This is a genomic window from Virgibacillus litoralis (assembly GCF_017873675.1).
Taxonomy (GTDB): domain Bacteria; phylum Bacillota; class Bacilli; order Bacillales; family Amphibacillaceae; genus Lentibacillus; species Lentibacillus litoralis.
This window is the reverse complement of record NZ_JAGGKK010000010.1, coordinates 121464-146791: the sequence shown is the minus strand read 5'-3', so window position 1 is coordinate 146791 and position 25328 is coordinate 121464. Positions and strand designations below refer to the sequence as shown.

The 25328-nt window shown below is 35.6% G+C and carries 25 protein-coding genes; 2 read left to right on the top strand and 23 right to left on the bottom strand.

Annotated elements, in window-relative coordinates:
- Nucleotides 1-159: 159 nt before the first annotated feature.
- From J2Z82_RS10490 to J2Z82_RS10475, 4 genes are all read right to left on the bottom strand, one after another.
- Entirely contained in the window at nt 160-300 is a 141-nt protein-coding gene (locus tag J2Z82_RS10490; protein WP_280922994.1) for an FbpB family small basic protein, read from the bottom strand.
- Between the two features lie 60 nt (nt 301-360).
- Entirely contained in the window at nt 361-942 is a 582-nt protein-coding gene (locus tag J2Z82_RS10485) for a TlpA family protein disulfide reductase (RefSeq protein WP_209480743.1), read from the bottom strand.
- A 215-nt stretch (nt 943-1157) separates the two neighbouring features.
- Complete coding sequence (gene acnA, locus J2Z82_RS10480) at nt 1158-3854, bottom strand: aconitate hydratase AcnA (RefSeq protein WP_280922991.1); 2697 nt, start codon at nt 3852-3854, stop codon at nt 1158-1160.
- A gap of 207 nt (nt 3855-4061) precedes the next feature.
- Nucleotides 4062-5192: an ATP-binding protein gene (locus J2Z82_RS10475; RefSeq protein ID WP_209480741.1), complete on the bottom strand. Its 1131-nt coding sequence runs from the start codon at nt 5190-5192 to the stop codon at nt 4062-4064.
- A gap of 287 nt (nt 5193-5479) precedes the next feature.
- On the opposite strand from J2Z82_RS10475, the gene J2Z82_RS10470 reads away from it, so the two are divergent.
- Nucleotides 5480-5905, top strand: a complete 426-nt coding sequence (locus J2Z82_RS10470; RefSeq protein WP_209480740.1) for a DUF2621 family protein — start codon at nt 5480-5482, stop codon at nt 5903-5905.
- A gap of 290 nt (nt 5906-6195) precedes the next feature.
- Here J2Z82_RS10470 and J2Z82_RS10465 read toward each other — a convergent pair whose 3' ends face one another.
- From J2Z82_RS10465 to J2Z82_RS10425, 9 genes are all read right to left on the bottom strand, one after another.
- Nucleotides 6196-6672 (bottom strand): CcdC family protein, encoded by a 477-nt coding sequence (locus tag J2Z82_RS10465; protein ID WP_209480739.1) that lies wholly within the window; start codon nt 6670-6672, stop codon nt 6196-6198.
- Between the two features lie 23 nt (nt 6673-6695).
- Nucleotides 6696-7073, bottom strand: coding sequence for a response regulator (locus J2Z82_RS10460; protein WP_209480738.1), 378 nt, complete (start codon nt 7071-7073; stop codon nt 6696-6698).
- A 23-nt stretch (nt 7074-7096) separates the two neighbouring features.
- Nucleotides 7097-7522 carry a Na(+)/H(+) antiporter subunit B gene (locus J2Z82_RS10455; protein ID WP_209480737.1) on the bottom strand — a complete coding sequence of 142 codons (426 nt, stop codon included), beginning with the start codon at nt 7520-7522 and terminating at the stop codon, nt 7097-7099.
- A gap of 120 nt (nt 7523-7642) precedes the next feature.
- Nucleotides 7643-8347 (bottom strand): cytochrome c biogenesis CcdA family protein, encoded by a 705-nt coding sequence (locus tag J2Z82_RS10450; protein WP_209480736.1) that lies wholly within the window; start codon nt 8345-8347, stop codon nt 7643-7645.
- Between the two features lie 163 nt (nt 8348-8510).
- Nucleotides 8511-8732, bottom strand: coding sequence for a YneF family protein (locus J2Z82_RS10445; protein WP_209480735.1), 222 nt, complete (start codon nt 8730-8732; stop codon nt 8511-8513).
- 45 nt (nt 8733-8777) lie between these two features.
- Nucleotides 8778-9236 carry a sporulation inhibitor of replication protein SirA gene (gene sirA, locus J2Z82_RS10440; RefSeq protein WP_209480734.1) on the bottom strand — a complete coding sequence of 153 codons (459 nt, stop codon included), beginning with the start codon at nt 9234-9236 and terminating at the stop codon, nt 8778-8780.
- A gap of 231 nt (nt 9237-9467) precedes the next feature.
- Nucleotides 9468-11471 (bottom strand): transketolase, encoded by a 2004-nt coding sequence (gene tkt, locus J2Z82_RS10435; protein WP_209480733.1) that lies wholly within the window; start codon nt 11469-11471, stop codon nt 9468-9470.
- A 97-nt stretch (nt 11472-11568) separates the two neighbouring features.
- Nucleotides 11569-11802 carry a DUF896 domain-containing protein gene (locus tag J2Z82_RS10430; RefSeq protein WP_209480748.1) on the bottom strand — a complete coding sequence of 78 codons (234 nt, stop codon included), beginning with the start codon at nt 11800-11802 and terminating at the stop codon, nt 11569-11571.
- An 87-nt stretch (nt 11803-11889) separates the two neighbouring features.
- A complete protein-coding gene (locus tag J2Z82_RS10425) occupies nt 11890-12528 on the bottom strand; it encodes a YneB family resolvase-like protein (RefSeq protein ID WP_209480732.1) in 639 nt (212 codons plus the stop codon).
- 287 nt (nt 12529-12815) lie between these two features.
- On the opposite strand from J2Z82_RS10425, the gene lexA reads away from it, so the two are divergent.
- Nucleotides 12816-13439 carry a transcriptional repressor LexA gene (gene lexA, locus J2Z82_RS10420; RefSeq protein WP_209480731.1) on the top strand — a complete coding sequence of 208 codons (624 nt, stop codon included), beginning with the start codon at nt 12816-12818 and terminating at the stop codon, nt 13437-13439.
- Nucleotides 13440-13482: 43 nt separating this feature from the next.
- On the opposite strand, the gene glnA is transcribed toward lexA, so the two are convergent.
- The 10 genes from glnA to mutS all read right to left on the bottom strand — a co-directional run bounded on the left by glnA (nt 13483) and on the right by mutS (nt 25078).
- Nucleotides 13483-14820 (bottom strand): type I glutamate--ammonia ligase, encoded by a 1338-nt coding sequence (gene glnA, locus J2Z82_RS10415; RefSeq protein WP_209480730.1) that lies wholly within the window; start codon nt 14818-14820, stop codon nt 13483-13485.
- A gap of 30 nt (nt 14821-14850) precedes the next feature.
- Nucleotides 14851-15231, bottom strand: a complete 381-nt coding sequence (locus J2Z82_RS10410) for a MerR family transcriptional regulator (RefSeq protein WP_209480729.1) — start codon at nt 15229-15231, stop codon at nt 14851-14853.
- Nucleotides 15232-15327: 96 nt separating this feature from the next.
- Nucleotides 15328-16581, bottom strand: coding sequence for a methionine gamma-lyase family protein (locus J2Z82_RS10405; RefSeq protein WP_209480728.1), 1254 nt, complete (start codon nt 16579-16581; stop codon nt 15328-15330).
- 10 nt (nt 16582-16591) lie between these two features.
- Entirely contained in the window at nt 16592-17824 is a 1233-nt protein-coding gene (hflX, locus tag J2Z82_RS10400) for a GTPase HflX (protein ID WP_209480727.1), read from the bottom strand.
- 93 nt (nt 17825-17917) lie between these two features.
- Nucleotides 17918-18841, bottom strand: a complete 924-nt coding sequence (gene spoVK, locus J2Z82_RS10395; protein ID WP_209480726.1) for a stage V sporulation protein K — start codon at nt 18839-18841, stop codon at nt 17918-17920.
- Between the two features lie 106 nt (nt 18842-18947).
- The gene (gene hfq / locus J2Z82_RS10390; protein ID WP_092492868.1) at nt 18948-19172 is read right to left on the bottom strand and encodes an RNA chaperone Hfq; all 225 of its coding nucleotides are present in this window, start codon (nt 19170-19172) and stop codon (nt 18948-18950) included.
- A gap of 40 nt (nt 19173-19212) precedes the next feature.
- Nucleotides 19213-20148 (bottom strand): tRNA (adenosine(37)-N6)-dimethylallyltransferase MiaA, encoded by a 936-nt coding sequence (gene miaA, locus J2Z82_RS10385; protein WP_209480725.1) that lies wholly within the window; start codon nt 20146-20148, stop codon nt 19213-19215.
- A 20-nt stretch (nt 20149-20168) separates the two neighbouring features.
- Nucleotides 20169-20618, bottom strand: coding sequence for a Dps family protein (locus tag J2Z82_RS10380; RefSeq protein ID WP_209480724.1), 450 nt, complete (start codon nt 20616-20618; stop codon nt 20169-20171).
- Nucleotides 20619-20676: 58 nt separating this feature from the next.
- Nucleotides 20677-22482, bottom strand: coding sequence for a DNA mismatch repair endonuclease MutL (mutL, locus tag J2Z82_RS10375; RefSeq protein WP_209480723.1), 1806 nt, complete (start codon nt 22480-22482; stop codon nt 20677-20679).
- Between the two features lie 19 nt (nt 22483-22501).
- Nucleotides 22502-25078 carry a DNA mismatch repair protein MutS gene (gene mutS / locus J2Z82_RS10370; protein WP_209480722.1) on the bottom strand — a complete coding sequence of 859 codons (2577 nt, stop codon included), beginning with the start codon at nt 25076-25078 and terminating at the stop codon, nt 22502-22504.
- Nucleotides 25079-25328: the final 250 nt, after the last annotated feature.

Here is a 25328-nt window from a genome sequence, read left to right as displayed (position 1 = left end):
TACAATATTCAATTTGAACTCTTTGCTATATTTAGCCATATAAAAACACCCTAAAAGTTAGATTTTTAACTCTAACTTTTAGGGTGCAGTACCTTTAATGCTCGACTTATTGATTGCTTCTCCTAAACCGAACCACTTAATTTAAGGAAAACAAAGCCATTATTGTTCCGTTTTCTTTTTGTTTAGTAAACGGTGCTTCATTTCAAAACCATCCTCAATTTCATCTAAACGTGTTCGGTCTTCTAATATCTGCCTTCTATTTTCCTTTACCAGCTCATCAAAAGAGAGTCTTTTCTTCAGTGAAATAGTAATCCACTCCTTTTTATGAGTAGTATTACCATTTCTTAGTAAATATATAATTTATTTTAACTTATCTAACATTTTAGTCATATACTCATATGTCATCGGACCAGATTTATGGGGCTGTTGAATCTTGCCATCCGTTCCAATAAAATAGGTTGTTGGGATTATCGAAACATCATATTTTTCACGAGCATCCAAGTCCTTATCCAATGGGATTGTATAGGTATAGTTATGTTTGTTAATATAATCTCTCGCTGCCTTAACCCCAACTTCATTTCCAGTAAGGTTTACAGCTATAACTTCTACTTCATCTTTATGAGCCTCATAAAACTTTTGCATTACAGGCATTTCTTCCTTACAAGGATTACACCATGATGCCCAGAAATTTAATATAACTTTCTTTCCACGTAAATCAGATAGTTTGAACGTGTCACCTGAAAGTGTCTGCAGTTCAAAATCCGGAGCCATTTTTCCGGGTTTAATTCCTGTCTGTCCGGGAGCCACAATACCAGCCCCTTCAGCGTTGTTCTCAGTTGTACCTGACCCACTTGTTTTATTAGTATTATTATCAACTAAGCCAACTATAACAATGAAACTAAGTGTGACTAATACCACTATACCAAGTATTTTTTTTATCATTACGAATCCCCTACCTATATCATTCAATACTCATATCGTATTGCTATTTAATATATATGTAAAGCATATTGTAATATTGTTCATAAATAATTCATATTAGAAAAGTTGGTCTTATATGTAAGCTTTAACATAGATAAGCATTAGTTAATTTATTTTAACTACTACTAAAAAGCCAATACATCGGTAATACCGATGTATTGGCTTTTTTTAAAAAATTATTTAAGTTTATTACGTAAGACCATTTGAAGAATACCACCATGACGGTAATAATCAATTTCAACATCACTGTCAAAACGAGCAATTACATTAAATTCAGTAGTTTTGCCATCCTCAGCAACTGCTGTAACTTTAACAAGATCATGAGGTTTTACGTTCTCATCAATTTTCACATCAAATGTTTCTCTACCAGTTAAGCCTAGCTTATCAGCACTTTCACCTGCTTCAAACTGTAATGGCAGTACACCCATCATAACAAGGTTTGAACGATGAATTCGCTCGAAACTTTCAGCAATAACCGTTTTAATACCAAGTAAATCTGTACCTTTTGCTGCCCAGTCACGTGAAGATCCCATACCGTAATCTTTACCGCCCATTACCAGTAGATCAGTACCGTTTTCCTGATATTTCATTGCAGCATCGTAAATTGGCATAATTTCTTCAGTTGGCCAATAGGTTGTGTAACCACCTTCAGTTCCTTGTGCCAATAGGTTACGAATACGGATATTTGCAAACGTACCACGCATCATTACTTCGTGGTTACCACGGCGTGAACCATAGGAGTTAAAGTTTCTTGGTGATACATCTTTTTCTTGCAAATACTTTCCTGCTGGCATATCTTTCGCAATAGCACCAGCTGGTGAAATATGGTCAGTAGTAACAGAGTCGCCAAACTTTCCAATTGCTCGAAGTTTATTTAATGGCTCCACTGCCCCTTTTTCTTTAGTTAGACCTTCAAAGAATGGTGGATTCTGAATGTACGTTGAATCATTATCCCATTCGAATAAAGGTTCATCAGTTGTTTGAATTTGATTCCATTTTTCATTTGAATTAAATACATTTTCATATTCTTTACGGAAGATTTCAGGTTTTACAACACTTTCTACCGTGTCTTTGATTTCTTCCATTGATGGCCATATATCTGTTAAGTAAATTGGCTCACCGTCTGCATCTGTCCCAAGTGCCTCTTTTGTTAAATCAACATCAACAGTTCCTGCAAGTGCATAAGCAACAACTAACGGAGGAGATGCTAAATAGTTTGCTTTCACAAGTGGATGGATTCGTCCTTCAAAGTTACGGTTACCTGATAGTACCGAAGAAACAGTCAGATCACTTTTCGAGATAGCTTCCTCAATTTCAGGACGTAGTGGTCCAGAGTTACCAATACAAGTTGTGCAACCATAACCTACTAAGTTAAATCCTAAGTTATCAAGATATTCATTTAACCCTGAGTCCTCTAAGTAACGCGTAACAACTTTAGAGCCAGGCGCAAGTGATGTCTTCACATATTCAGGCACAGCTAAACCTTTTTCGACAGCCTTTTTCGCCAATAGTCCTGCACCTAACATTACATATGGATTAGACGTGTTTGTACACGATGTAATTGCAGCAATAGCAAGTGCACCTGTTTTCATAACAGGCTCTTTACCATTAGAGTGCTTAACTATTGCCTCTTTATCAAATTCAGATTTATCCATACCAAAACCTTGGTTGCCTTCTGGAGCTGTAATTGCTTTATTAAACTCTTTTTTCATATTAGACAAAGAAATTAAATCCTGAGGACGTTTTGGTCCGGAAAGATTTGGTTCCAGCTCAGACAAGTTAATTTCCACAAGTTCTGAATACTCTGGGTCCTCTTGATCTGGTGAATACCAAAGATTATTTTCTTTACTGTACTTTTCAACTAAGTCAATATGTTCTTCACTTCGTCCTGTTAGTCGCATATAGCTTAACGATTCTTCGTCTACTGGGAAGAAACCGCATGTTGCGCCATATTCAGGAGCCATGTTTGAAATTGTTGCACGATCAGCAAGCGGCATATCTTTTAGACCAGGTCCAAAGTATTCCACAAATTTCCCAACTACTTTCTTTTCACGCAGAACCTGTGTAACCTTTAACGCTAGGTCAGTAGCAGTTGTTCCTTGTGGAAAGCTTCCAGTAAATTTAACACCTATTACTTCTGGAGCTGGAAAATAAGATGGCTGGCCAAGCATACCTGCTTCTGCTTCAATACCACCTACACCCCAGCCAAGGACTCCTAAACCATTAATCATAGTTGTATGAGAGTCTGTACCAAACAATGTGTCAGGAAACGCTTCGTAAGATCCATCCTCATTTTCTAAGCCATGAACAACATTTGCAATATACTCAAGGTTTACTTGGTGTACAATACCTGTTGCTGGTGGAACAGCACGATAATTTTCAAATGCCTTTTGTGCCCAATGTAGAAATTCATAACGTTCACCGTTACGTTCAAATTCAAGATCCATATTTGCTTTAAGTGCACCCGGTGTACCATATTGGTCCACTTGTACTGAGTGATCAATAACTAAATCAACTGGTACCTCCGGATTGATTTTATTTGGCTCTCCACCCAAGTCCACCATTGCTTTACGTAGAGAAGCAAGGTCAACAACTGCTGGAACACCAGTAAAGTCCTGGAGGATTACACGTGATGGTTTGAAAGGAACATCTACACCTTCCCCATCCTTTGTTCCCCATTTTGATAGCCCTTCGATATGATCATCTTTGATAACATGACCATCTCTTTGGCGAATAAGTGATTCCAAAAGAACCCGTATCGAAAATGGCAGACGTGATACTTTTCCGAGGCCTGCATCTTCAAGCGCTTTTAATTGATAGTAATTATACGTTTTACCATTCAGATCAAACTGCTTTTTTGCATCAATTCCCATATAAGATATACCCCTTTCTGTCATCCTTAATTGTCGTATCCTTCAAGGGATTTTGACAAAAATATTATTCTACTAATATATCTTATATGAAATTATTATATAAAACAAATGTTTATTGCCTATTGCCATATATTAATAAATTATTAAAAGTGATAATAAATACTTATACAACAATAAATATAATTGGAATAATAGTTATAATTCAAATTATTTTTCTGCTTGTTTTGGTAAAATAATTCTAAAAGTACTCCCTTTATTCTCATTTTGCAGTATCTCCAGCTTGCCATCATGCCTTTCAAGAATTTGTGTAGTAATCATTAACCCGAGTCCTGTGCCGGATTGCTTCGTAGTAAAAAAAGGTTCTCTTAATTTATGTATTATTTCTTCAGGTATACCAGGCCCTCCGTCAATTACATCTAATAGAATATTATCTTCACTTGTTAATACATTTAATTGAATATTACCTGGTTCTTCCATTGCTTCTATAGCATTTTTAACGATATTTATGAGTACTTGTTTTATTTGCGAACGATCACAATAAACAGTCTGACTGCCCGTTTGTTCAAAGAGAATTTCGATATTCTTGAGTTTTGCCTGGGGTTGTAAAAGCGTAATAACATCTACAACCATTTCTTGTACTTTTTCAATTTGCTTGTTATCCGTTAGGGGCTTTGATATGAAAAGTAGTTCTGAGGTGATAGTTTCCATTTTCTCAATTTCATCAATCATGATCTTATAGTATTCTTCTTTTCTATTCACACCTGCTTGAAGAAGTTGCAGAAACCCTTTTAATGAAGTTAACGGATTTCGAACCTCATGGGCAATACCGGCAGCAAGTTGACCAGCCACTGACATTTTTTCCGAACGAATCATCATTTCTTCTGCCTCTTTTTTATCAGTAATATCCTTTACTGCAGCAGCATAATAAATGTTATCATTTGAATCTTTTATTTGAGAAACCAAATTCTCAGTCCATATATTCTTACCATAAATATTCTGGATCATAATATTAAAAAGTTGGGATGAGTCCTGATTTGTGTCAAAATGATTTTTTATGTATGTTACATCTTCATGAGATACCTTTTCATACCACTGTGTACCAAGCAAATCTGTTACCTTATAACCTAGCAATCGTTCAACTGATTTAGATATGTAGATAATTCTGCCGTTTTTATCCCATATAGCTATAAATCCATTTGTGTTTTTATCTATCCATTTAAGTATAGAAGGTGGTAACGCTGCAATATTATTAAAGAAACCTTGAGGATCAGGAGTAGTGGTGGAATTTTGTTTATTTTTGTTATTTTCTACCTGTTGGTTACTATCTTTATTTTCCAAGGCATTCACTCCTTATTCTGCAATTTTAACAAATTAATTCATTACACTAATAAATATGACAAATAAAACTAAATTATGATAGACATATGAATGATTTCATCCTTTTATAATTGTATAAGATTATAGTATAATTAACGTAGATTGTAAAAATTTCTTATAAAAGGAAACGTGATATACCTAATTATTGTCATGTTACTATAAATAACGATAAAAATAAATGTTTCCTATGGAATATCTTGTAAATAACGGAATTCTATTTCTTATCTAATGAAGAATCAGGTGATATTATGTCAGTAATTGTTGATTATTTAATTATATTGTGGGGCTTCTTACTAATAGGTTTAATGAGTATTGGCGGCTTTTTTATGTTTCGTAAATTTCTAAAGCGATTGCCTAAAGAAGACGGCAAGTCGAACATGGATTGGGAAGAATACTATATGGAAAAAACAAGTCATATGTGGGAAAATGAAGAGAAAAAATTGTTAGAAGACCTTGTATCCCCGGTTCCTGAATTATTCAGAGACATAGCACGACAAAAAATTGCCAGTAAAATTGGCGAAGTTGCATTACAGAAAAAAAGAAAGAAGATTAGCCAGGATGTACTTATAGAAGGTTATATTTTAGCCACACCAAAACGAGATCACAAGTTTTTAAGAAAAAAGATGCAACAAAAGGATATAGATATAACACCCTATGAGTATTTATTTGATTAGAACACTTGTCATTCGTTAACAACAAAGGCGCAATTGCCGTTCAGTGCCGTATGGACTTTCCCGCGCAAAGCAGAGGTCCTAGTCGATCTTCCTTTTCCCTAAGATTAAATGAACTTGACTTATCGCCATGATGGCAAAAGTTAAGAAGAATCTTATGCTTGGAAAGCGAAATGGATATCAGGACGTCGCTGATTCGTAAGGCCAGTTATCCACAGCACTTAAATTTTATAATTCCCTACACACTAAAAAAAACGCGTTTATACATAAATGTATGAACGCGTTTTTAGATTTTAAGTTCCTGAGTATACAATCTGTTTTTCCAGCTTTTTAAACTTATAAAGCATAGCAATTCTCCATGTCACAATCATACCAAATGCAAGTAAGAAAAACATACCGCTGGTTTCACCAAAGGATATTGTTGCACCTATTGCAAGTTTCATAATTATTCGGGCAAGTAATAGCCCAAACAAAATAAAAATAAATGATTTTGACGGTATTAAATAAATATCTTGATCCCTGATTTCAAATTTAGATGTTTTAATAAGAAAAATAGAAAAAATTACTCCAACAGAGAATGCTTCAATAACCTGCGCCCAATTAACTTGAAATTCAGGAAAAATAAACATCAATGCCCCAGTACTCATGAATAATGGTGGTAAGATAATCTTTTTCACAGAAGCTGGCTGTTTTGATGCTCTTAACCGTATGAATATCATTGTAACAGCCATAAAACATGCAACAACTGTACTTGCTATTAACCAAAACATGAAGAATCACTCTTTCTTATAAACTAGCTTATGTGTTCGAATTCATGAAGAACCCTGCTTATTGTTTCTAATACCCGATTTTCATCAAACGGCTTAACAATAAAATCTTTAGCACCAATTTCAATTGCTTCAACTACGACTTTTTGTTGTCCCATAGCCGAGCAAACGACGATTTTAGCTTCAGAATCGTATTCCATAATTTCTTTAATCGCATCTATACCATTCATGACCGGCATTGTAATATCCATTGTAACTAAATCTGGCTTCATTTCCTTGTACAGTTTTATAGCCTCTTCACCATTTTCTGCCCCGCCGATAACCTCATGTTTATCTTCTTTAACAATTGTTTCTAAAGTAACTCGCATAAAATTCGCATCATCAACTATAAGTATCCTTGCCATTAGATTATTACCCCCAATAATCGTTATCGATCACTCGCTACTGATAAAATGATCGTAATTGTTACTCCTAATACAGTTATATATACTCCGATGTCAAATAACATTGCAGTGGCAAGCTCTATTTTACCAAAAATAGGAAAGTGGAAGTAACCATATGTATGCGATAGAAAAGTTTCATTAAAAAAGAAAGATCCTATACCAGTTCCAACAGCAAGTAATAAACCGCTGGGTATCAAAATACGATAATTTACAGGCAGGATTTTCTCTAACGCCTCTGATCCATATGACATGTACATCAGTATTATTGCTGATGCAGTCATTAGTCCACCTACAAATCCACCACCAGGTGCATTATGACCAACTAAAAGTAAATACATGGAGAATCCCAATAGAATGAAAACTATTAATGATGTCGTCGTGCGCAAGATGAGATCATTTGGTCTATACATATATTTAAATACTCCTTTAACTTGAATATAAAGAATATTGGTGGATACTTTCTTTTATTACTTAACAGTTTACCTTATTAAAGTGTAATATAAAACTTTCAAAAAATCTACTTTCTTCACCTAAAAACCCTGAAACCCAAACCAACCAGCTAAAAATGCTGTCAATTTTGTCATCCAGTTAAAGAATAAGGCGATACCCATAAAAATCATAATGTAGCCCCCAACTTTAACGATTTTCACACTATAACGCTTAATCCATCCCAATTTGCCAATAAAAAATGAAAGAATTATAAATGGCAATGAAAAACCTAGTATATAACTTATCATCATAACCATACCTAGATCAGGCTGTGTGGCTGCAAGTGATATCACGATTGCTAAAATAGGGCCCATACATGGTGTCCACCCTAACGAAAAGGCCATTCCAATAATAAATGAACCAAAAAAACCAGCTGGGCGGTTCTTAAAAGTGATTTTCCTATCCTTCATAAGGAATTGAAAATTAAAGATACCTACAATAACAAGACCAAAAAAGATAATTAAGATAGCCCCGATTTGTCTTATAATAACTTTGTACGTTGTTAAAAATTCAGATACAAATGAGGTGGAAAAACCAAGTATTATGAAAATACCGGAGAAGCCAAGTAAAAAGAAGATCGTATGTAATAAACTTTTTCTATTAAGCATCTTGTTGTCTTCTTTAATCTCATTTACACTCATACCTGTTATGTAAGATAAAAAAGCTGGATATAAAGGTAATACGCAGGGAGAGATGAATGATAAGAACCCCGCTCCAAACGCTAGGAAAATATTTATTTCTGACATGGTAATCCTCCTAATTAGAATACTGCATACATTTTAACAGAACTTTCTCTAATCAAAAGCAATTGAATTTGACAATTATCCAACACTTTCCTTGAAGTAAAAAAACCCTGTTATCTTCTAGTAACAGGGATTTATACATTACCACTTAAATAATCAATAAGTGTTATTTATTGTTTTGATTATTCATTGAACGCATCATTTGATTAATTTTTTTCTGTGATGGTTTTTGGCCCATTTGCATCATTAACGTACGTAGCATTTGTTCATTAATTGGTGGATTCTTCTTTAAATAGTTCATCATATATTTTCTTGCAATAAAAAATCCAAGAGCAACACCTGCAATTAATGCTCCAACACCTATTAATATAACCCATATCATGTCCATTCTAAGCTTTCCTCCTTCGTGTTGTCTCTCATACAGTATAGTAAATCAAAGATAAGAATACAATACATGTTCTGTCTTGTCCTTCTTCCTTTGTATAACTGGAGAAATCCAACCATAATTGTTCAAATTATTCCCCACTATAAATAAGTACGGCTGGAATAACCGCAAAGCAGGAAATAATAATTCCTCGGCATCATGTATCATTTCACTTCGAAAGTTTATCTTTTTTTTCTGTATATGTAAAGAAATATATTGGATATCTTTATAAATTTTAAGTCGGTCGTCTTCAACTTTCATATTACTATTATTTGGGTGATTATTTGTAATATGAGAGATTAATGATAATTTTGGGAATTCCAACGTAATATACTCATATTGACGTTTAAGATCTTCTCTATTTTTGTTCATTTGGTATTCTTTTATAAACCGGTACAAAACTTCACTGTTATGAAAAAAATGATGCGCAAATTCTTCTTTTATCCAGTAAATAGAGTAATGATTCAACAAAATCCCTCCTCATTTACCTTCAATTATACGCATTTTAGTTTAAAAATTTGTCATACCGCGTTGCAAACAAGCACTAGTTTTGTCGATAAGGTTAGAAAACTTGTCATTCGCCAAACCTTTAGGCGAACTGCCTTAGTAGCACTTATGCAGTAAGAAAGTATTTATACCTTCTTAACGGTTAAACTAAGATGACCCTACCAGTAAGGGTCATCTTAAATATATCAAACCTTATTTTAATAGTGATTCAACATGGTCAACAACGTTTTCAACAGTAAAACCATATTCTTCAATAACTTTATCGCCTTTTGCAGATGCACCAAATCCTTCGATTCCTAAAACAGAACCTTGGTCACCAACATATCTCTCCCAGCCAAAAGGTGATGCCATTTCAATTGCTAACCGTTTTTTAACATTAGGCGGAAGCACATCATTCTTATAAGCTTCACTTTGTGCGTTAAAACGATCCCATGATGGCATACTTACTACATTGACATCAATTCCTTTTTCTTTAAGTGCATCTTTAGCTTTAATAGCCAGTTGTACTTCTGATCCTGTTGCTAATAATAAAGCATCAGGTGTTTGTTTTTCTGATTTGCTTATGACGTATGCACCTTTTTTCACACCTTCATAAGCATGTTCTTTTGTGCCTTCTAATGTAGGTAAACCTTGTCTTGTCAGCACAAGTGCAGTCGGTTTGTTTTGGGACTCCAGTGATAAGCGCCAAGCAGCTTGAACCTCGTTACCATCAGCGGGACGAATTAGTGATAGTCCTGGCATTGCTCTTAACGATGATAATTGTTCAATTGGTTCATGTGTTGGGCCATCTTCTCCTACCGCAATTGAATCATGTGTAAACACATATGTTACAGGTACATTCATTATTGATGAAAGACGAATTGCCGGACGCATGTAGTCACTAAATACAAAGAATGTACCGACATAAGCTTTCAGCCCTCCATGTAATGCCATACCATTTACTGCAGCTGCCATGGCAAATTCACGTACACCAAACCACACATTTTTTCCTGCATAGTTCTCACGGGAGAAATCATTTTCATTTTTAATTGTAGTCTTATTAGAACCTGCTAAATCAGCACTTCCACCAAAGAAATATGGAACTGAATCTGCAACTGCATTTAGTACTTCACCTGAAGAAGCACGAGTTGCACTTGAATCTTTCCCTGCCTCATAACTAGGAAGATGTTTATCCCAATCTTGAGGTAACTCACCATTCATAGCCAATTCTAATTCAGTTGCAAGCTCTGGATACTTTTCTTTATATGTGTCAAAAAGCGTATTCCATTTATCCTCTGCATCAGCACCATCTTTTCCAATCTTCTCTTTAAAGTCCGCATAGACTTCTTCAGGAACTTGAAAATCATCATGTGACCATTTGTAATACTCTTTTGTTAGTTTCACTTCATCTTCACCAAGTGGTGCCCCATGGGAAGCTGCAGAAGCTGATTTATTAGGTGAACCGTAACCTATAACAGTTTTTACCTCAATCAATGTTGGCTGTTCTGCATTCTGTTTTGCTTCATTTATTGCATTTCGAATAGCTGTTAGATCGTTACCATCCTCTACATGTATAACTTGCCAGCCATAAGCCTTGAAGCGTTCTTCCGTATTATCGGAAAATGCTCGGTCCAAATCACCATCTAATGAGATATCATTTGAATCATATAATGCAATCAACTTTCCAAGTCCTAAGTGACCAGCTAGGGAAGCTGCTTCGTGCGAAATGCCTTCCATTAAATCGCCATCACTTACAAGAGCATACGTATTATGATCAATTATTGATAACTCTTCCTGGTTATATTTTGCTGCAAGATGTGCTTCAGCAATTGCCATTCCAACTGACATTCCAAGACCTTGTCCTAGTGGACCTGTTGTTGCCTCTACTCCGTCTGTATGATGGACCTCTGGATGTCCTGGTGTTCTTGAATCCCATTGACGGAAAGATTTTAGATCATCAATTGTTACATCATATCCTGATAAATGCAGCAATCCATATAATAGCATGGAACCGTGCCCAGCAGACAACACAAAACGATCACGATTAAACCACTTTGAGTTATTTGGGTTTTGTTTCATAAAATCAGTCCATAAGGTATAAGCCATTGGAGCAGCCCCCATTGGCAGGCCAGGATGACCAGAGTTTGCATTTTCTATTGCATCAATTGCCAATGTTCGTATCGTATTTATAGATAATTGTTCGATATTCTGTGACAAAAAAATTCCCCTTTCCACTTAAAAGTTGTTAAGATCCCTTTTTATTCTATAATGAAACATTTCCTGTAACAAGTAATAAACTAAAATTGTTTTAGACTTAATGCTTTTTGTTCCTATCCTGCAAATCACGTACTTTATCAGGGGTAACGTCATTTCCTTCCTTATCCATTACAGTCATTGATTTAAACTGATTCTTAAATGATTTTCGCACATTTTTCAAATATTCCTGCCTAAGTTCTTTTTGCTCTACTTTTTCTTGTTCTGTTAACTCTTCTTCTTTTGATTTCTTTGCAAGTTCATTTATACGTTCTAATTTTTCTTTTGATATAATCTTTAAAACCTCCTAGAAAACACTTAAAAGACAAGAACAATTTTCAATGTCCTTGCCTTTTAATATTACTTTACATGGATATTAGATTCAAGTTTTTCGAAACTCCTTATACCTCCGGTGAACAGTTGCTTTGGAAACCGGATGACCTAATCCATTTAATGTAGTTGTAATTTCCTCAAATGTTAAGTTATTTTGCCTCATTCGCACAACTTCTTCTATTGGAAATACTTTTCGCTCTCTACCAGGTGCATGATGTCGATTTGATAAGTTTTCACTTGGATCGAAACCTTCATTTATTGCCTTTCTCATGCCACGTTTAATTTTTGTATTATGGATTTTACGTTGATATTCTTCTACAATACCAACTATTTGCAGAACCATTGAATCTGACTCAGACAACTCAATCTCTCCGCCTTGTATTCCAGTATATATGGAAATATCTAATTTTTGTAATTGGTGAAACAAGGCTATTTTGGTATTCCCTCGCCCTAACCTCGTTTCATCCTGTATTAACAAACATTCAGCCTTCTTTTCAGAAAAAAATTCAAGCATCCGAAAAATACCATCTCTATCTATCTCATATCCGCTCTCTTGTTCTTCAATACAATCTACGACAGTAAGCATATGTTTGTTCGCAAGAGCCATTAGCTCGTCTTTCTGCCTATGTAAAGATGTCTCTTGTACTTTTTTGTCGGTACTTACACGACAATAGATTATTGCATTCAATTTATACGCTCCTTACGCTATGCACTTGTTATCATGGAGAAATATAAGAAACCTAATGCCAAAGTAAAAGCAACTAAATAAAATACATCTGTCTTTGTTACTTTTTCAAACATATTAATCAGTCCTTCCTTTTTTAAAATCAAGAACCTTTGTTCGTATTACTCTCTAATTATCATTATATACGAACATATGATCTTGTCAATAGCTTTCTCGAACGAATGTTTGCTTTTCCCAAAAATAGGTGATAAACTATCATTAATAAATCCTATGCGCGAGGTGTTTGATAGATGAATAAACTTTCTAAAAGACAGGAAACAATACTTGAGTATATTAAAGAAGAGGTAGATGGCAAAGGTTACCCACCATCAGTTAGAGAGATTGCAGAAGCAGTCGGACTTGCTTCAAGTTCTACTGTGCATGGGCATTTGGCAAGGCTTGAAAGTAAGGGATTCATTAGAAGAGACCCTACTAAACCAAGAGCTATAGAGGTTTTAGACATATCTGAAGAAAGTCATATTCCTAGGGAAGAAGCAAGATATGCACCAGTAATTGGTAAAGTTACTGCTGGGATACCAATTACTGCAGTAGAAAACATCGAAGAATTCGTTCCATTACCTAGTTCCAGTGCTGGCCCCGATGATAACTTGTTCGTTCTCATCATTGATGGTGAAAGTATGATAGAAGCTGGTATTTTAGATGGGGATATGGTTATTGTAAAACAGCAAAATACTGCACAAAACGGAGAAATTGTTGTAGCAATGACTGATGAAGACGAGGCAACTGTAAAGCGATTCTTTAAAGAAAAAAACCAAATTCGCTTGCAGCCAGAAAATGCCACAATGGATCCTCTCATCTATCAAAATGTAACAATACTAGGTAAAGTCATCGGCTTATACCGTAATATTCAATAATAAAAAGGCTTCCGTCAATAAAATGACGGAAGCCTTTTTCTCTTTAGTATGTTGATAAATATTGTTCTCTTTCCCAAGGGTGGACAGTAGTTCTAAACATATCCCATTCAATTTCTTTCGCTTCTATAAAGTGTTCGTATAAGTGTTCGCCTAATGCATCCGTAACAACTTTATCTTTTTGCAGTTCTTCTAACGCATCCATAAGTGTTGCAGGTAAATCTTTTATACCGTTTTTCTCGCGTTCTTCTTTGTCCATCATATAAATATTACGGTCTACAGAAGTAGGTGGTGTTAATTTCTTGCTAATTCCTTCTAATCCAGACGCAAGTAATACGGCCATGGCCATATATGGATTAGCTGCAGGATCAACACTTCTAACTTCAATTCTTGTACTTAGCCCTCTTGAATATGGGATCCGAATAAGCGGGCTTCGGTTTGTCCCAGACCACGCAACGTAACAAGGAGCTTCATATCCCGGCACAAGTCTCTTAAATGAATTAACAGTTGGATTTGTAACTGCTGTAAAGTTTGTAGCATGTTTAATGACACCGGCAGTAAATTGATACGCGACATCACTAAGCTGCATATCTCCTTTTGTGTCGAAGAAGCTATTTTCGCCATCTTTAAATAATGACATATTAACATGCATACCAGAACCATTTACTCCAAACAATGGTTTAGGCATAAATGTTGCGTGCAGATTATGTTTCCTTGCGATTGTTTTAACTGCAAGCTTAAATGTTTGAATATCATCACAATGCTTAACTGCATCAGAATATTTAAAATCAATTTCATGTTGTCCAGGTGCAACTTCATGATGAGATGCCTCGATTTCAAATCCCATTTCTTCCAACTCAAGAACAATATCTCTGCGGCAATTCTCACCAAGATCGGTTGGTGCCAAATCGAAATAACCACCACGGTCATTCAATTCCATTGAAGGGTCGCCTTTTTCATCAAGCTTGAATAAAAAGAACTCTGGCTCTGTTCCAATATTAAAAGCATCAAAACCTAATTCTTCCATTTTTTTAAGGTTTCGTTTCAGGTTATACCTTGGGCAACCTTCAAAAGGTGTTCCATCTGGATTATAAATGTCGCAAATAAAACGAGCTACCTTCCCTTTATCAGAAGTCCACGGGAATACCACAAATGTATCTAAATCAGGGTACAAGTACATATCTGATTCTTCAATACGAACAAATCCTTCAATAGAAGAGCCATCAAACATCATCTTATTATCTAAAGCTTTATCCAACTGGCTAAGTGGAATCTCAACATTTTTGATTGTTCCAAGCATGTCTGTAAATTGCAAGCGGACAAACCGAACATTTTCCTCTTCTATCTTCTTCATAATTTGTTCCTTTGTAAAATCTGAGCTCATCTAACTGCCTCCTAGAATATTTTTATTTATTTAGTGAAAAAATCGAGAAAGCTCTCCTTGACGCATGCTCGATTTCCCCATTCTCCCTGCTTCCATTAACTCATTCTTCAGCATTGTACGTAATTGACGATCCGATATTTGAGGTTTTGCTTTTTCATTATCCCGTGTATTTTCCTCTGTGATAATGTGCTTAATACCAGCTAAATTAATTCCTCTGTCCATCAGATTTTTTATTTCTAGTAATTGGTCAACATCATTAAAAGAAAACAAACGTTGGTTACCTGTTGACCTTTCTGGATGAATCAAATTATGTTCTTCATAATATCGAATCTGTCTTGCAGTCAATTCAGTTAATTTTTTAACAATGCTTATTGAAAATAAAGGCATTGAACGTCTATCTTGATCGTCCATCATAATACCTCCTTTTAATCATCTAAAATAATAATAGCATATGTAATGTTTATTGTCAAATTAATGTTAACTTCCCTAACATGCAGGGTGTTATTTCTACATCTCCTGTTTACTAGGTACAATACCATCATCCAATAACTTTTCCACGGCGGATTCTAAAGCTATTTTCACATGTGAATAAGTTAATCCTCCCTGAACAAATGCTGTAAATGGGGATCTTAACGGTCCATCTGCTGTCAATTCCAGACTCGCTCCCTGCACAAATGTACCAGCTGCCATAATTACCTTGTCTTGATAACCTGGCATTTCGCTTGGATATGGTGTTACAAATGAATTGATAGGTGAACTGTGCTGAATTGCCTGGCAAAAGGCAATCATTCTTTCCTGATTACCGAATGTTACAGACTGTATTAAGTCTGTGCGCTCAGCTTGGTAATTAGGGCTTGTCTTAAATCCGACTAACTCTATAAATCTTGCAGTCAGAATTGCTCCTTTCAATGCTTCTCCAACAACGTGAGGTGCCATAAATAATCCTTGAAACATTTCCTGCAGCATATTAAGTGTTGCCCCAGTTTCCTTTCCAAGACCTGGGGCAGTTAAACGGTGAGCACACTGAAGTACGAGATCTTTCTTTCCCGCTATGTATCCTCCAGCTCGTACTATTCCACCTCCTGGGTTTTTAATTAGCGAACCAGCAATAATATCTGCACCTATATGTAATGGTTCTTTTTCTTCAACAAATTCCCCATAACAATTATCTACAAACACAATTAAGTCTTTATTTATATTCTTTATAAAAGTTACCATTTCTTCTATTTCATCAATTGTGAATGACGGTCTGTCATCATATCCTTTTGAACGTTGTATACCAATTACTTTTGTTTGCCGGGAAACCCTCTGTTTAATTCCACTATAATTAACCTTACCATTTTCCAATAAGTCTAATTCACTGTATGTGATGTTAAAATCGGCTAAAGATCCTGTATTAGATTCATGAACTCCGATTACGGATTCTAACGTGTCATATGGTCTTCCTGTTATATATAATAGTTCTTCACCAGGTCTTAATAAGCCAAATAATGTCGTGGATATGGCATGAGTACCCGAAACAATTTGCGGTCTGACAAGTGCATCTTCTCCACCAAACACATCCGCATACACAGCTTCTAAAGTTTCCCTCCCTAAATCATCATACCCGTATCCAGTAGTTGGGTTAAAATGACTATCACTAACACGGTTCTTTTGAAAAGAATCAAGTACCCGTTTTTGATTGGTCTCTACTATAGCTGCGACATTTCTATGTTGTGTAGTGCAATCTGCTTCTGCCTGTTTCATCAATTGTTTAGTCATTAGTACATTATTACTCCTTCAATAAACTTTTTAATGGGTGTTCTTGTCGCATGTATCCTTCTACTATATACTCATTCAGCTCTTCTTCATAGAAACGGTCACTAATTATTGTCTCATGTTCCAATCGATTCAGCATCTTCCCCTGGTCGGGTGTTAAATCAAGTTTATACCAATCCCACTCATCTTTAAGTATTTCTTCTATTTTTATTTGAAGCTTTTGAATATCTGCTTGATCAAACGCACTAACAAGGATGTTTGGGTGATTCATTGCAATAAAGTCATTATCAATTTTATCGTTTTTATTATAAACAGTCAGCATCGGTATAGTATGTGCATTCAAATCACGCAGTAAATTGCTTACTGTGAGCTGATGCTGTTCAAGGTCTGGATTTGCAGCATCTACTACATGTAGAATAAAATCTGCTTCTGTTACTTCTTCTAACGTTGATTTGAAAGAAGCTACCAATGATGTTGGTAGATCCTGAATAAAACCAACAGTATCTGTTACTAGCGTTTGAAACCCTGACGGCAGCTGAATTCTTCTTGTCAATGGGTCGAGTGTTGCAAATAACTGATTCTCTTCATGTGAGCTGCTTTTTGTTAAACGGTTAAATAGTGTCGATTTCCCTGCATTGGTATAACCAACTATGGCAATTTGAAATGCATCATTTGTTTTTCTGCGTTTGCGGTATTGTTCACGTTGTTGCACAACTAATTTTAACCGTCTTTTAATATCGAATATTCGTCGTCTAATATGGCGTTGATCTGTCTCCAATTTCGTTTCACCTGGCCCACGTGTTCCAATACCCGCACCCAAACGGGACATTGCTTCCCCTTGACCATGCAATCTTGGCAGCATATACTCCAGCTGTGCTAGTTCAACTTGTAACTTACCTTCCTTGGTATGGGCACGCTGGGCAAATATATCCAGTATTAGCTGACTGCGATCAATCACCCTTACACCAAATCGATCACTTAAGTTACGCAATTGCCCAGCAGATAACTCATCATTCGATACGACAAGATTAATTTCCAGTTCATCAACTGCTTCATTTATTTCTTCCTTTTTACCTTCACCAATGTAATATGCAGGGTGAATCTTTTGACGATTTTGCGTTACTACTCTTGCTACTTTACCACCAGCAGTTTTACATAACGAGCTTAGTTCTTCCAAGGAAGATTCAAAACGATCATCATTTTGATCCTGCATTTTTACAGCAATTATTAATATTTTTTCTAACATGATAAATACCTCTTCCTCTATCCGGACAGTTAATTTTTTAGCAGTCTCTTGTTTTTATCATAGCAAAGAACCTTTTACATCACAATTGGCATGTCATTCTTCATCGAGTGAAAGGTCGGTACCGGTTAACTGAATTAAATCATTAACGGTGAAATTTTCATTGTTTAATAAGCGAACAGCATGAAGCCTAATTGATTGTTCAATAACATTACGAACATATCTGGCATTAGAGAAATTACGATGGGTTTCTTGTTTTTTCTTATATAAATGGCTACGCAGTTTCCACTCTGCTTCATTCGTAAATTCATATTCACGATCATTAACCATTTGCTTTGCAATTTTTGTTAACTGATTTACCTCGTAATCCTGGAAATCCAATATAAATGGAAATCTTGACTTTAAACCAGGATTAAGTGTAAGGAAACGATCCATTTCATATGGGTATCCTGCTAAAATTAGCACAAAGTCATTATGATTATCCTCCATATGCTTCACCAATGTATCAATTGCTTCTTTTCCAAAGTCCTTTTCCCCGCCACGTGCCAATGAATAAGCCTCGTCAACGAACAAAATACCACCCATTGCCTTTTGGATAATTGCACGTGTTTTCTGAGCAGTTTGACCAATATATTCACCAACCAGGTCTGCCCGTTCAGCCTCTATAAAATGTCCCTTTGAAAGTAGGCCCATCTCAAAATACATCTTAGCAAGTTTTCTGGCTACTGTTGTTTTACCAGTTCCAGGATTACCTTTAAAAAGCATATGAAGTACCTGTTTGGAACAAGTGAGACCCATTTCTTTTCGTTTTTCATTTATTACAATCGTTGCATATATTTCTCTTATAGTCTTCTTTAATTTCTCCATTCCTATGAATGATGAAAATTCTGAATCAATATGTGAAAATGGACTTTTCCCTACATCTTGTAATCGGCTGCCTTTATCAAACGGTACATTATTTTTATCATGCAAAACAATATTAATCTGCCCATTTTTATTTCGAAGTTTTTGCGTTTCCACATTCTCACCCCTTAGTCACGTTAGTATACGCGGTATATAAAAAAGATGTGACAAACGCCTAGATACTAAAACGGACGCCCATTAAATAAGAGCGTCCGTTCATTTATTATTCTTTTTCAAGTTCTACATTTTTCACTGGAGCAAAAGTAGATATGGCATGTTTAAAAATTAATTGTTGTTTTCCGTCTGTTTCTAACAAGACCGTGAAATTATCAAAGGCTTTTAATATCCCTCTTAATTGAAATCCATTTGTCAAAAAAACAGTAGTTGAAATATGATCCTTTCGAAGCTGATTTAAGTATTGGTCCTGAATGTTTACTGATTGCGCCATCGCACATCCTCCTCTATTCTATATCTGTATATAATTACTTCTATATTCTTCTTAACATTCCTGCTAAATCATCTAAAATTTTTCTAAATGTTTCATCAATTGTTTCTGGAGTTATCGTGTACCATTGTACATCCAGCTTATTTTTAAACCACGTATATTGCCGTTTAGCAAACCTTCTGGAGTTTCGCTTCAATGTTTCCGTAGCTTGTATCAATGATTGTTCCCCTTTAAAGTAAGGAATAAACTCTTTGTAACCAATCCCCCTCATAGATTGACAATTTTCAAATCCTTGTTTATAAAGCATCTCAACCTCATCTAACAAGCCTTGTTCAAGCATATTATCAACTCGAGCATTTATTCGCTCATATAAAAGCTTACGGTCCATCTCCAAACCTATAAAAATGGGATTATATGGGGAAACCCTTTTTTGTTCCTTCTGATACTCTGACATAGTCATTCCGGTTGTTTGATAGATTTCCAACGCACGAATAACTCTTCGGTGATTGTTTGGGTGAATTTTGGCAGCTTGTTCAGGGTCTATTTTCTTTAGTCTATTATATAAAGTCAATACTCCTTGGTTGTCAAGCTCCTCTTCAAGTCGTCTAGTCACTTCGCTATCTCGTTTTTGATCTGAAAAGTTGTAATCATATAACGCTGCTTGAATATATAGTCCGCTCCCACCAGCTATTATCGGCAACTTTTGATGTGAACTAATTTCGTTTATATATTGTTGGACATGTGCCTGATAATCAGCAACAGAGAATGAATCGCTGGGGTATTTAGTATCAATCATATAATGAGGAATGCCATGTTTTTCTTCCTCGCTAATTTTTGCTGTTCCGATATCCAAGCCTCGGTATACTTGCATAGAATCGCCGCTAATAATCTCACCATTGAACGATTCTGCAACTTCTATACTAAGTCTGGTTTTTCCAACAGCAGTTGGTCCAACAATCGCAATTACTGGTTTTTTCATCATCATTCCCCTATATATCTTTATTCATACGCAAGGTATGCATGTAACATCCATATATGTTTTTCTAATTTTCCTTGTAATGTTACAAGCAAGTCAACTGTTGGCTCATCTTTTCGATCGGAAGCTTCAGGAATACCTTCATCCTTTATTTCTCTGATAATCTGTTTATAATCGGTTATTAACTGTCTTATAATCTCAACTTCTTTATCATCAGCAGTTGCTTCCTCAAGTGTTGATTCTTTTATGTACTTAACCATTGTTGCCAAAGGTTTGCCATCGATCATTAAAACTCTCTCGGCTATTTCATCTAAGTCACTTGCTGTAGTTTTATACATATCTTCAAAAACATCGTGCAACTGGTAGAAATGTTTTCCTTGAATGAACCAGTGATAACGGTGGAGTTTTACGTACATGACAAAGTAATTGGACAACAATTGATTTAAAAAGTTTATTAGCTTCTGATTTTCCATAGCGCACCTCGCTGTTTTACTTATAGTTTTCACGAGGTGTGCTTCTTTTATTCAATCCTTACATAACGCGTTTGAACATTTTCTCCAGTTCATAGGAAGAATAATGCACAATGATTGGTCGGCCATGCGGACATGTAAATGGATCAGTTGAATTACGTAAATCTTCCAATAATCGAAACATGTCTTCCTGATTTAAATAATGATTCGCTTTAATTGATCGTTTACAGGACATTAATATTGCTGCATCTTCTCTTATTTTTTCAACATTTACTCGTTCATCATCCATAACCTGATCAATCATTTCACGAATTATCTCTTCTTCAAATCCTTCTGGAAACCACGTTGGATATGACCGAATAATATAAGTTTGATTTCCAAATGACTCCAAAAACAGTCCTACTTTCTCAAGTTCTTCTTTATAATGATCAATGAAGATAGATTCTTGTTTAGAAAATTCAAATGTCAAAGGCATTAATAATTCTTGAGACTCGTTAATTGTTTTACCAAGCTTCTGTTTAAAAAACTCATACTTTATACGTTCTTGTGCAGCGTGCTGGTCGATCATATATAATCCATTTTCATTTTGCGCTAGAATATAAGTACCATGGAGTTGACCAATTGGATACATAGTGGGTACACGTTGTTGCTCTTCTTTGACCACTGCAGGTTTTACGTCAGCAGAAGGAATATCATTACTATGGTCGAACTCATGTTGAAAACCTATATTATTAGTTGAGTTTGATTGCTCTATAGTTGGTACTTGTTCATTTACTTGGGGTATTTGTTCCCGCTGCGCTTCCCTCTGTGGTTCATTAAATTGCAATGTGTTTTGAACTGATTTCTCTTGATTTTCTTGTTTCTGTTCCAGTTCAGGTATTAAGGATGCATGTCTGAATTTTGTTCTGATCGTCTCTTCAATGGCAGCAAACAATTCTTTATCTTTACTAAAACGAACCTCAAGTTTAGTTGGGTGTACATTCACATCAACCAATATGGGGTCCATTGTTATTGATAGAACAACTACTGGCAGACGACCAATTGGCAACAATGTATGATACCCTCTAATAATCGCTTGTGACAAAGGAATACTCTTTATATACCGTCCATTAATAATGGTGGAAATATAATTACGCGATGCTCTGGTGACTTCAGGTTTTGCAATAAATCCTTCAATTGAGAAATCAAGGGTTTCACGTTGAATTGGCAGCATTTTTTTAGCCACACTCATCCCATATACATTTCCAACTACCTGAAGCAGGTCTCCAGATCCAGTTGTCTTAAAGAGAGACTTCCCATTGTGGATAGCTTCAAAACGGATTCCCGGGTGAGACAATGCTAACCTGTTTAATAGGTCTGTAATGTGACCAAGCTCCGTATGAATGGTTTTCATGTATTTTAATCGAGCGGGAGTATTATAAAATAAATCTTCCACTACGATTTCTGAGCCTTTACGTGCATCACTTTTCTCCTTGTTTATTATGGAACCGCCTTCCATCGAAAGCACTGTTGCTGCATTATCTCCCTGTGATGTCTTTACCGTTAATCTGCTGACTGCTGCGATACTTGCTAATGCTTCTCCGCGAAATCCCAGCGTTTTGACATGAAATAAGTCTGTTTCACTTTTAATTTTACTTGTCGCATGACGCAAGAATGCTCTCTCGCAATCATCCTCAGACATACCATCACCATTATCGGTAATTTTAATTTTTTGTAATCCAGCTTCCTCTACTTCGACTTTTATTGAAGTGCTATTAGCATCAATACTATTTTCAACTAATTCTTTTACGACAGATGCAGGGCGTTCCACTACTTCTCCAGCAGCAATTTTATTTGCTAAAGCATCTGGCATTTGAATAATATTCATGAGAACAATCCCTTCTATCTTACTTTTTTACATGTTTTTGCAATCGGTATAGTTCGTTCATCGCTTCCATCGGTGTCATCTCAAATAAATTGAGATTATTTAAGTCATCAATTACTGATTTGTCTTCTTTACTGTGTTGCTTCTTTTCTTTAGGTATTTTTTCCTCAATAAAAAAGGACAGTTGATCATTATCAGCTAGGTTAGCTGCCTCATGCATTTCGTCGTTATTCTCCAATTGATTTAAAATAGAACCTGCCCGATCAATAAGTTGCTCAGGAAGGTTTGCTAGTTTCGCAACATGTATACCATAGCTTTGGTCGGCTGCTCCTTCTTTTATCTGGTGAAGGAAGACTACATTTCCTTCATATTCTTCTGCGCGAACATGAATGTTTTTCAATTTTTCTAAGGTGTTTTCAAGTGCTGTTAATTCATGATAATGCGTTGAGAATAATGTTTTGGCATGAATATTATTGTGGATATACTCAACAATCGATTGTGCCAATGCCATTCCATCATATGTGCTTGTCCCTCGGCCAATTTCATCAAGCAGAATCAAACTGTTTTCTGTTGCATTAGTAATGGCATGATTTGCTTCAAGCATTTCAACCATAAAAGTGCTCTGTCCTGCAACTAAATCATCTGCTGCACCAATTCGCGTAAAGATCTGATCGAATAGAATTAAATCTGCATCTTCACATGGAACAAAACAGCCAATTTGCCCCATAATAACTGTTAATGCCAGTTGACGCATATAGGTGCTCTTACCTGACATATTAGGGCCAGTTATTAGAAGGACGTCAGTGTTCTGATCCAGCAAAACATTATTTGGTACGAACGAATCATCCTTCATTACTTGTTCAATTACAGGATGACGTCCATTTTTAATAGATAACGTTTCATCAACAAATCGCGGGCGCTTATAATCATTCGCTTCACTAACCGTTGCAAACCCCTGAAGTACGTCAACTTTACTGACTATATCAGCTAAATACTGTATTTTAGGTATATGTTCTTTTATTTGTTCTCTAATTTCAAGGAATAAATTGTATTCTAAATCAACACTTTTCTCTTCAGCCTCTAAAATAAGTTCTTCTTTCTCCTTTAATTCTGGTGTAATGTAACGCTCAGCATTCGATAATGTCTGCTTGCGCTCATATTTTCCCTCAGGCAAGAGATGTAAATTGGCTTTGGTTACCTCAATATAATAACCAAACACGCGATTATAACCAATTTTAAGGGACTTAATATTTGTTTCTTTCTTTTCCTTCTGTTCCAGTTCAGCAATCCATTGTTTGCCATTACGTGAAGCTTCTCTATAAGTATCAAGCTTCTCATTATACCCATCTTTTATAATCGATCCTTCTTTGATCGATATTGGCGGATCTTCTATTAAACTGGTATCTAATATGGATAGTATCTCCTCTGGAAATACAAGTTTATTACTTAATTCCGTTATATTTTTTTGGTTAAATTGCTTTAGTATTGTACTAACTTCCGGTAACTTTTCTAATGATTGTTTTAATTGGATGAGATCACGTGCATTTATATTACCGAATGCAACTCGACCAGCAAGACGTTCAAGATCATAAACCGATTTTAATACATCACGTAGCGAATCGCGCTCCATAAATCCTTGATAAAAGCCATCAACAATATCATGACGTTTTTCAATTTCATGTTTATTTAATAACGGGCGTTCCAGCCACTTTTTAAGCATTCTGGACCCCATTGCTGTTACTGTTTTGTCAAGTACCCACAGCAGACTTCCATGCTTACTTTTTTTCATAATTGTCTCAGTTAATTCCAGGTTTCGTTTAGAGTACATATCCAATGCTAAATGATGGTTCAATTCAATAATCTTAGCAGGCTGTAAATGATCAAGTGAACGCTTTTGTGTGTATTGGATGTAATTAAGCAGACGACTGAATGCCTTAACAAGTCGCTCATCGTTTAGGTTATCACATAAACTGCGATATTCTGCATTAAAATTTATTTCATCCTGATAGGACAATGTTACGTTTAATTTTTTGCTTAACTGATCCTGAAATTCATCAGGCAGACTCGAAGGAATTACTATTTCTTTTATTGGCTGATTGAACAACTCATGAATAACTGCGTCCCATCCACTTGAAATAAGTGCAATGTTATTTTCACCAATTGACAAATCATTATAAACAATTACATAAGAACCATCAGAGAAATGAGAAAGACTGGCAATATAGTTGTTATCACGTTCATTAAGCATATTACTTTCCATAACGGTTCCAGGAGTAATAAGCTGAACCACTTCTCTTCTTACAACACCCTTAGCGACCTTTGGATCCTCAACTTGCTCACAAATAGCTACTTTATAACCCTTTTCAATTAAATTTTTTATGTAATTAGCAGCAGAATGATAGGGTACACCACACATCGGAATGGGATCATCTTGTCCTGCCCCCCGTTTGGTAAGGGTTATTTCCAATTCCCTAGCAGCATTTATTGCATCATCAAAGAACATTTCATAGAAATCACCTAATCGGAAAAATAAAAATGCATCTTTGTGTTCTGCTTTTATTTTTAAGTATTGTTCCATCATTGGTGTGCTTTTAGCCATAAGTTAATCCTCCAAAAATATACCGAATATAATGTACAATTATAGCATAATTTGTAGACATAAATCGACTTCCCCCTTTCATATATAAAAGCTGTTTCCTAAATGCTTGCTAAGTTTATATGAAACCGCAACTCACGATTGTTAGAAAACTTGACTTATCGCCAAGCCTTAGTTGCACTTACGCAGTAAGAAAGTATTTATACTTTCTTATTTGCGAACAAAGTAGGTCGACGTTGCCACAGGATGTGGT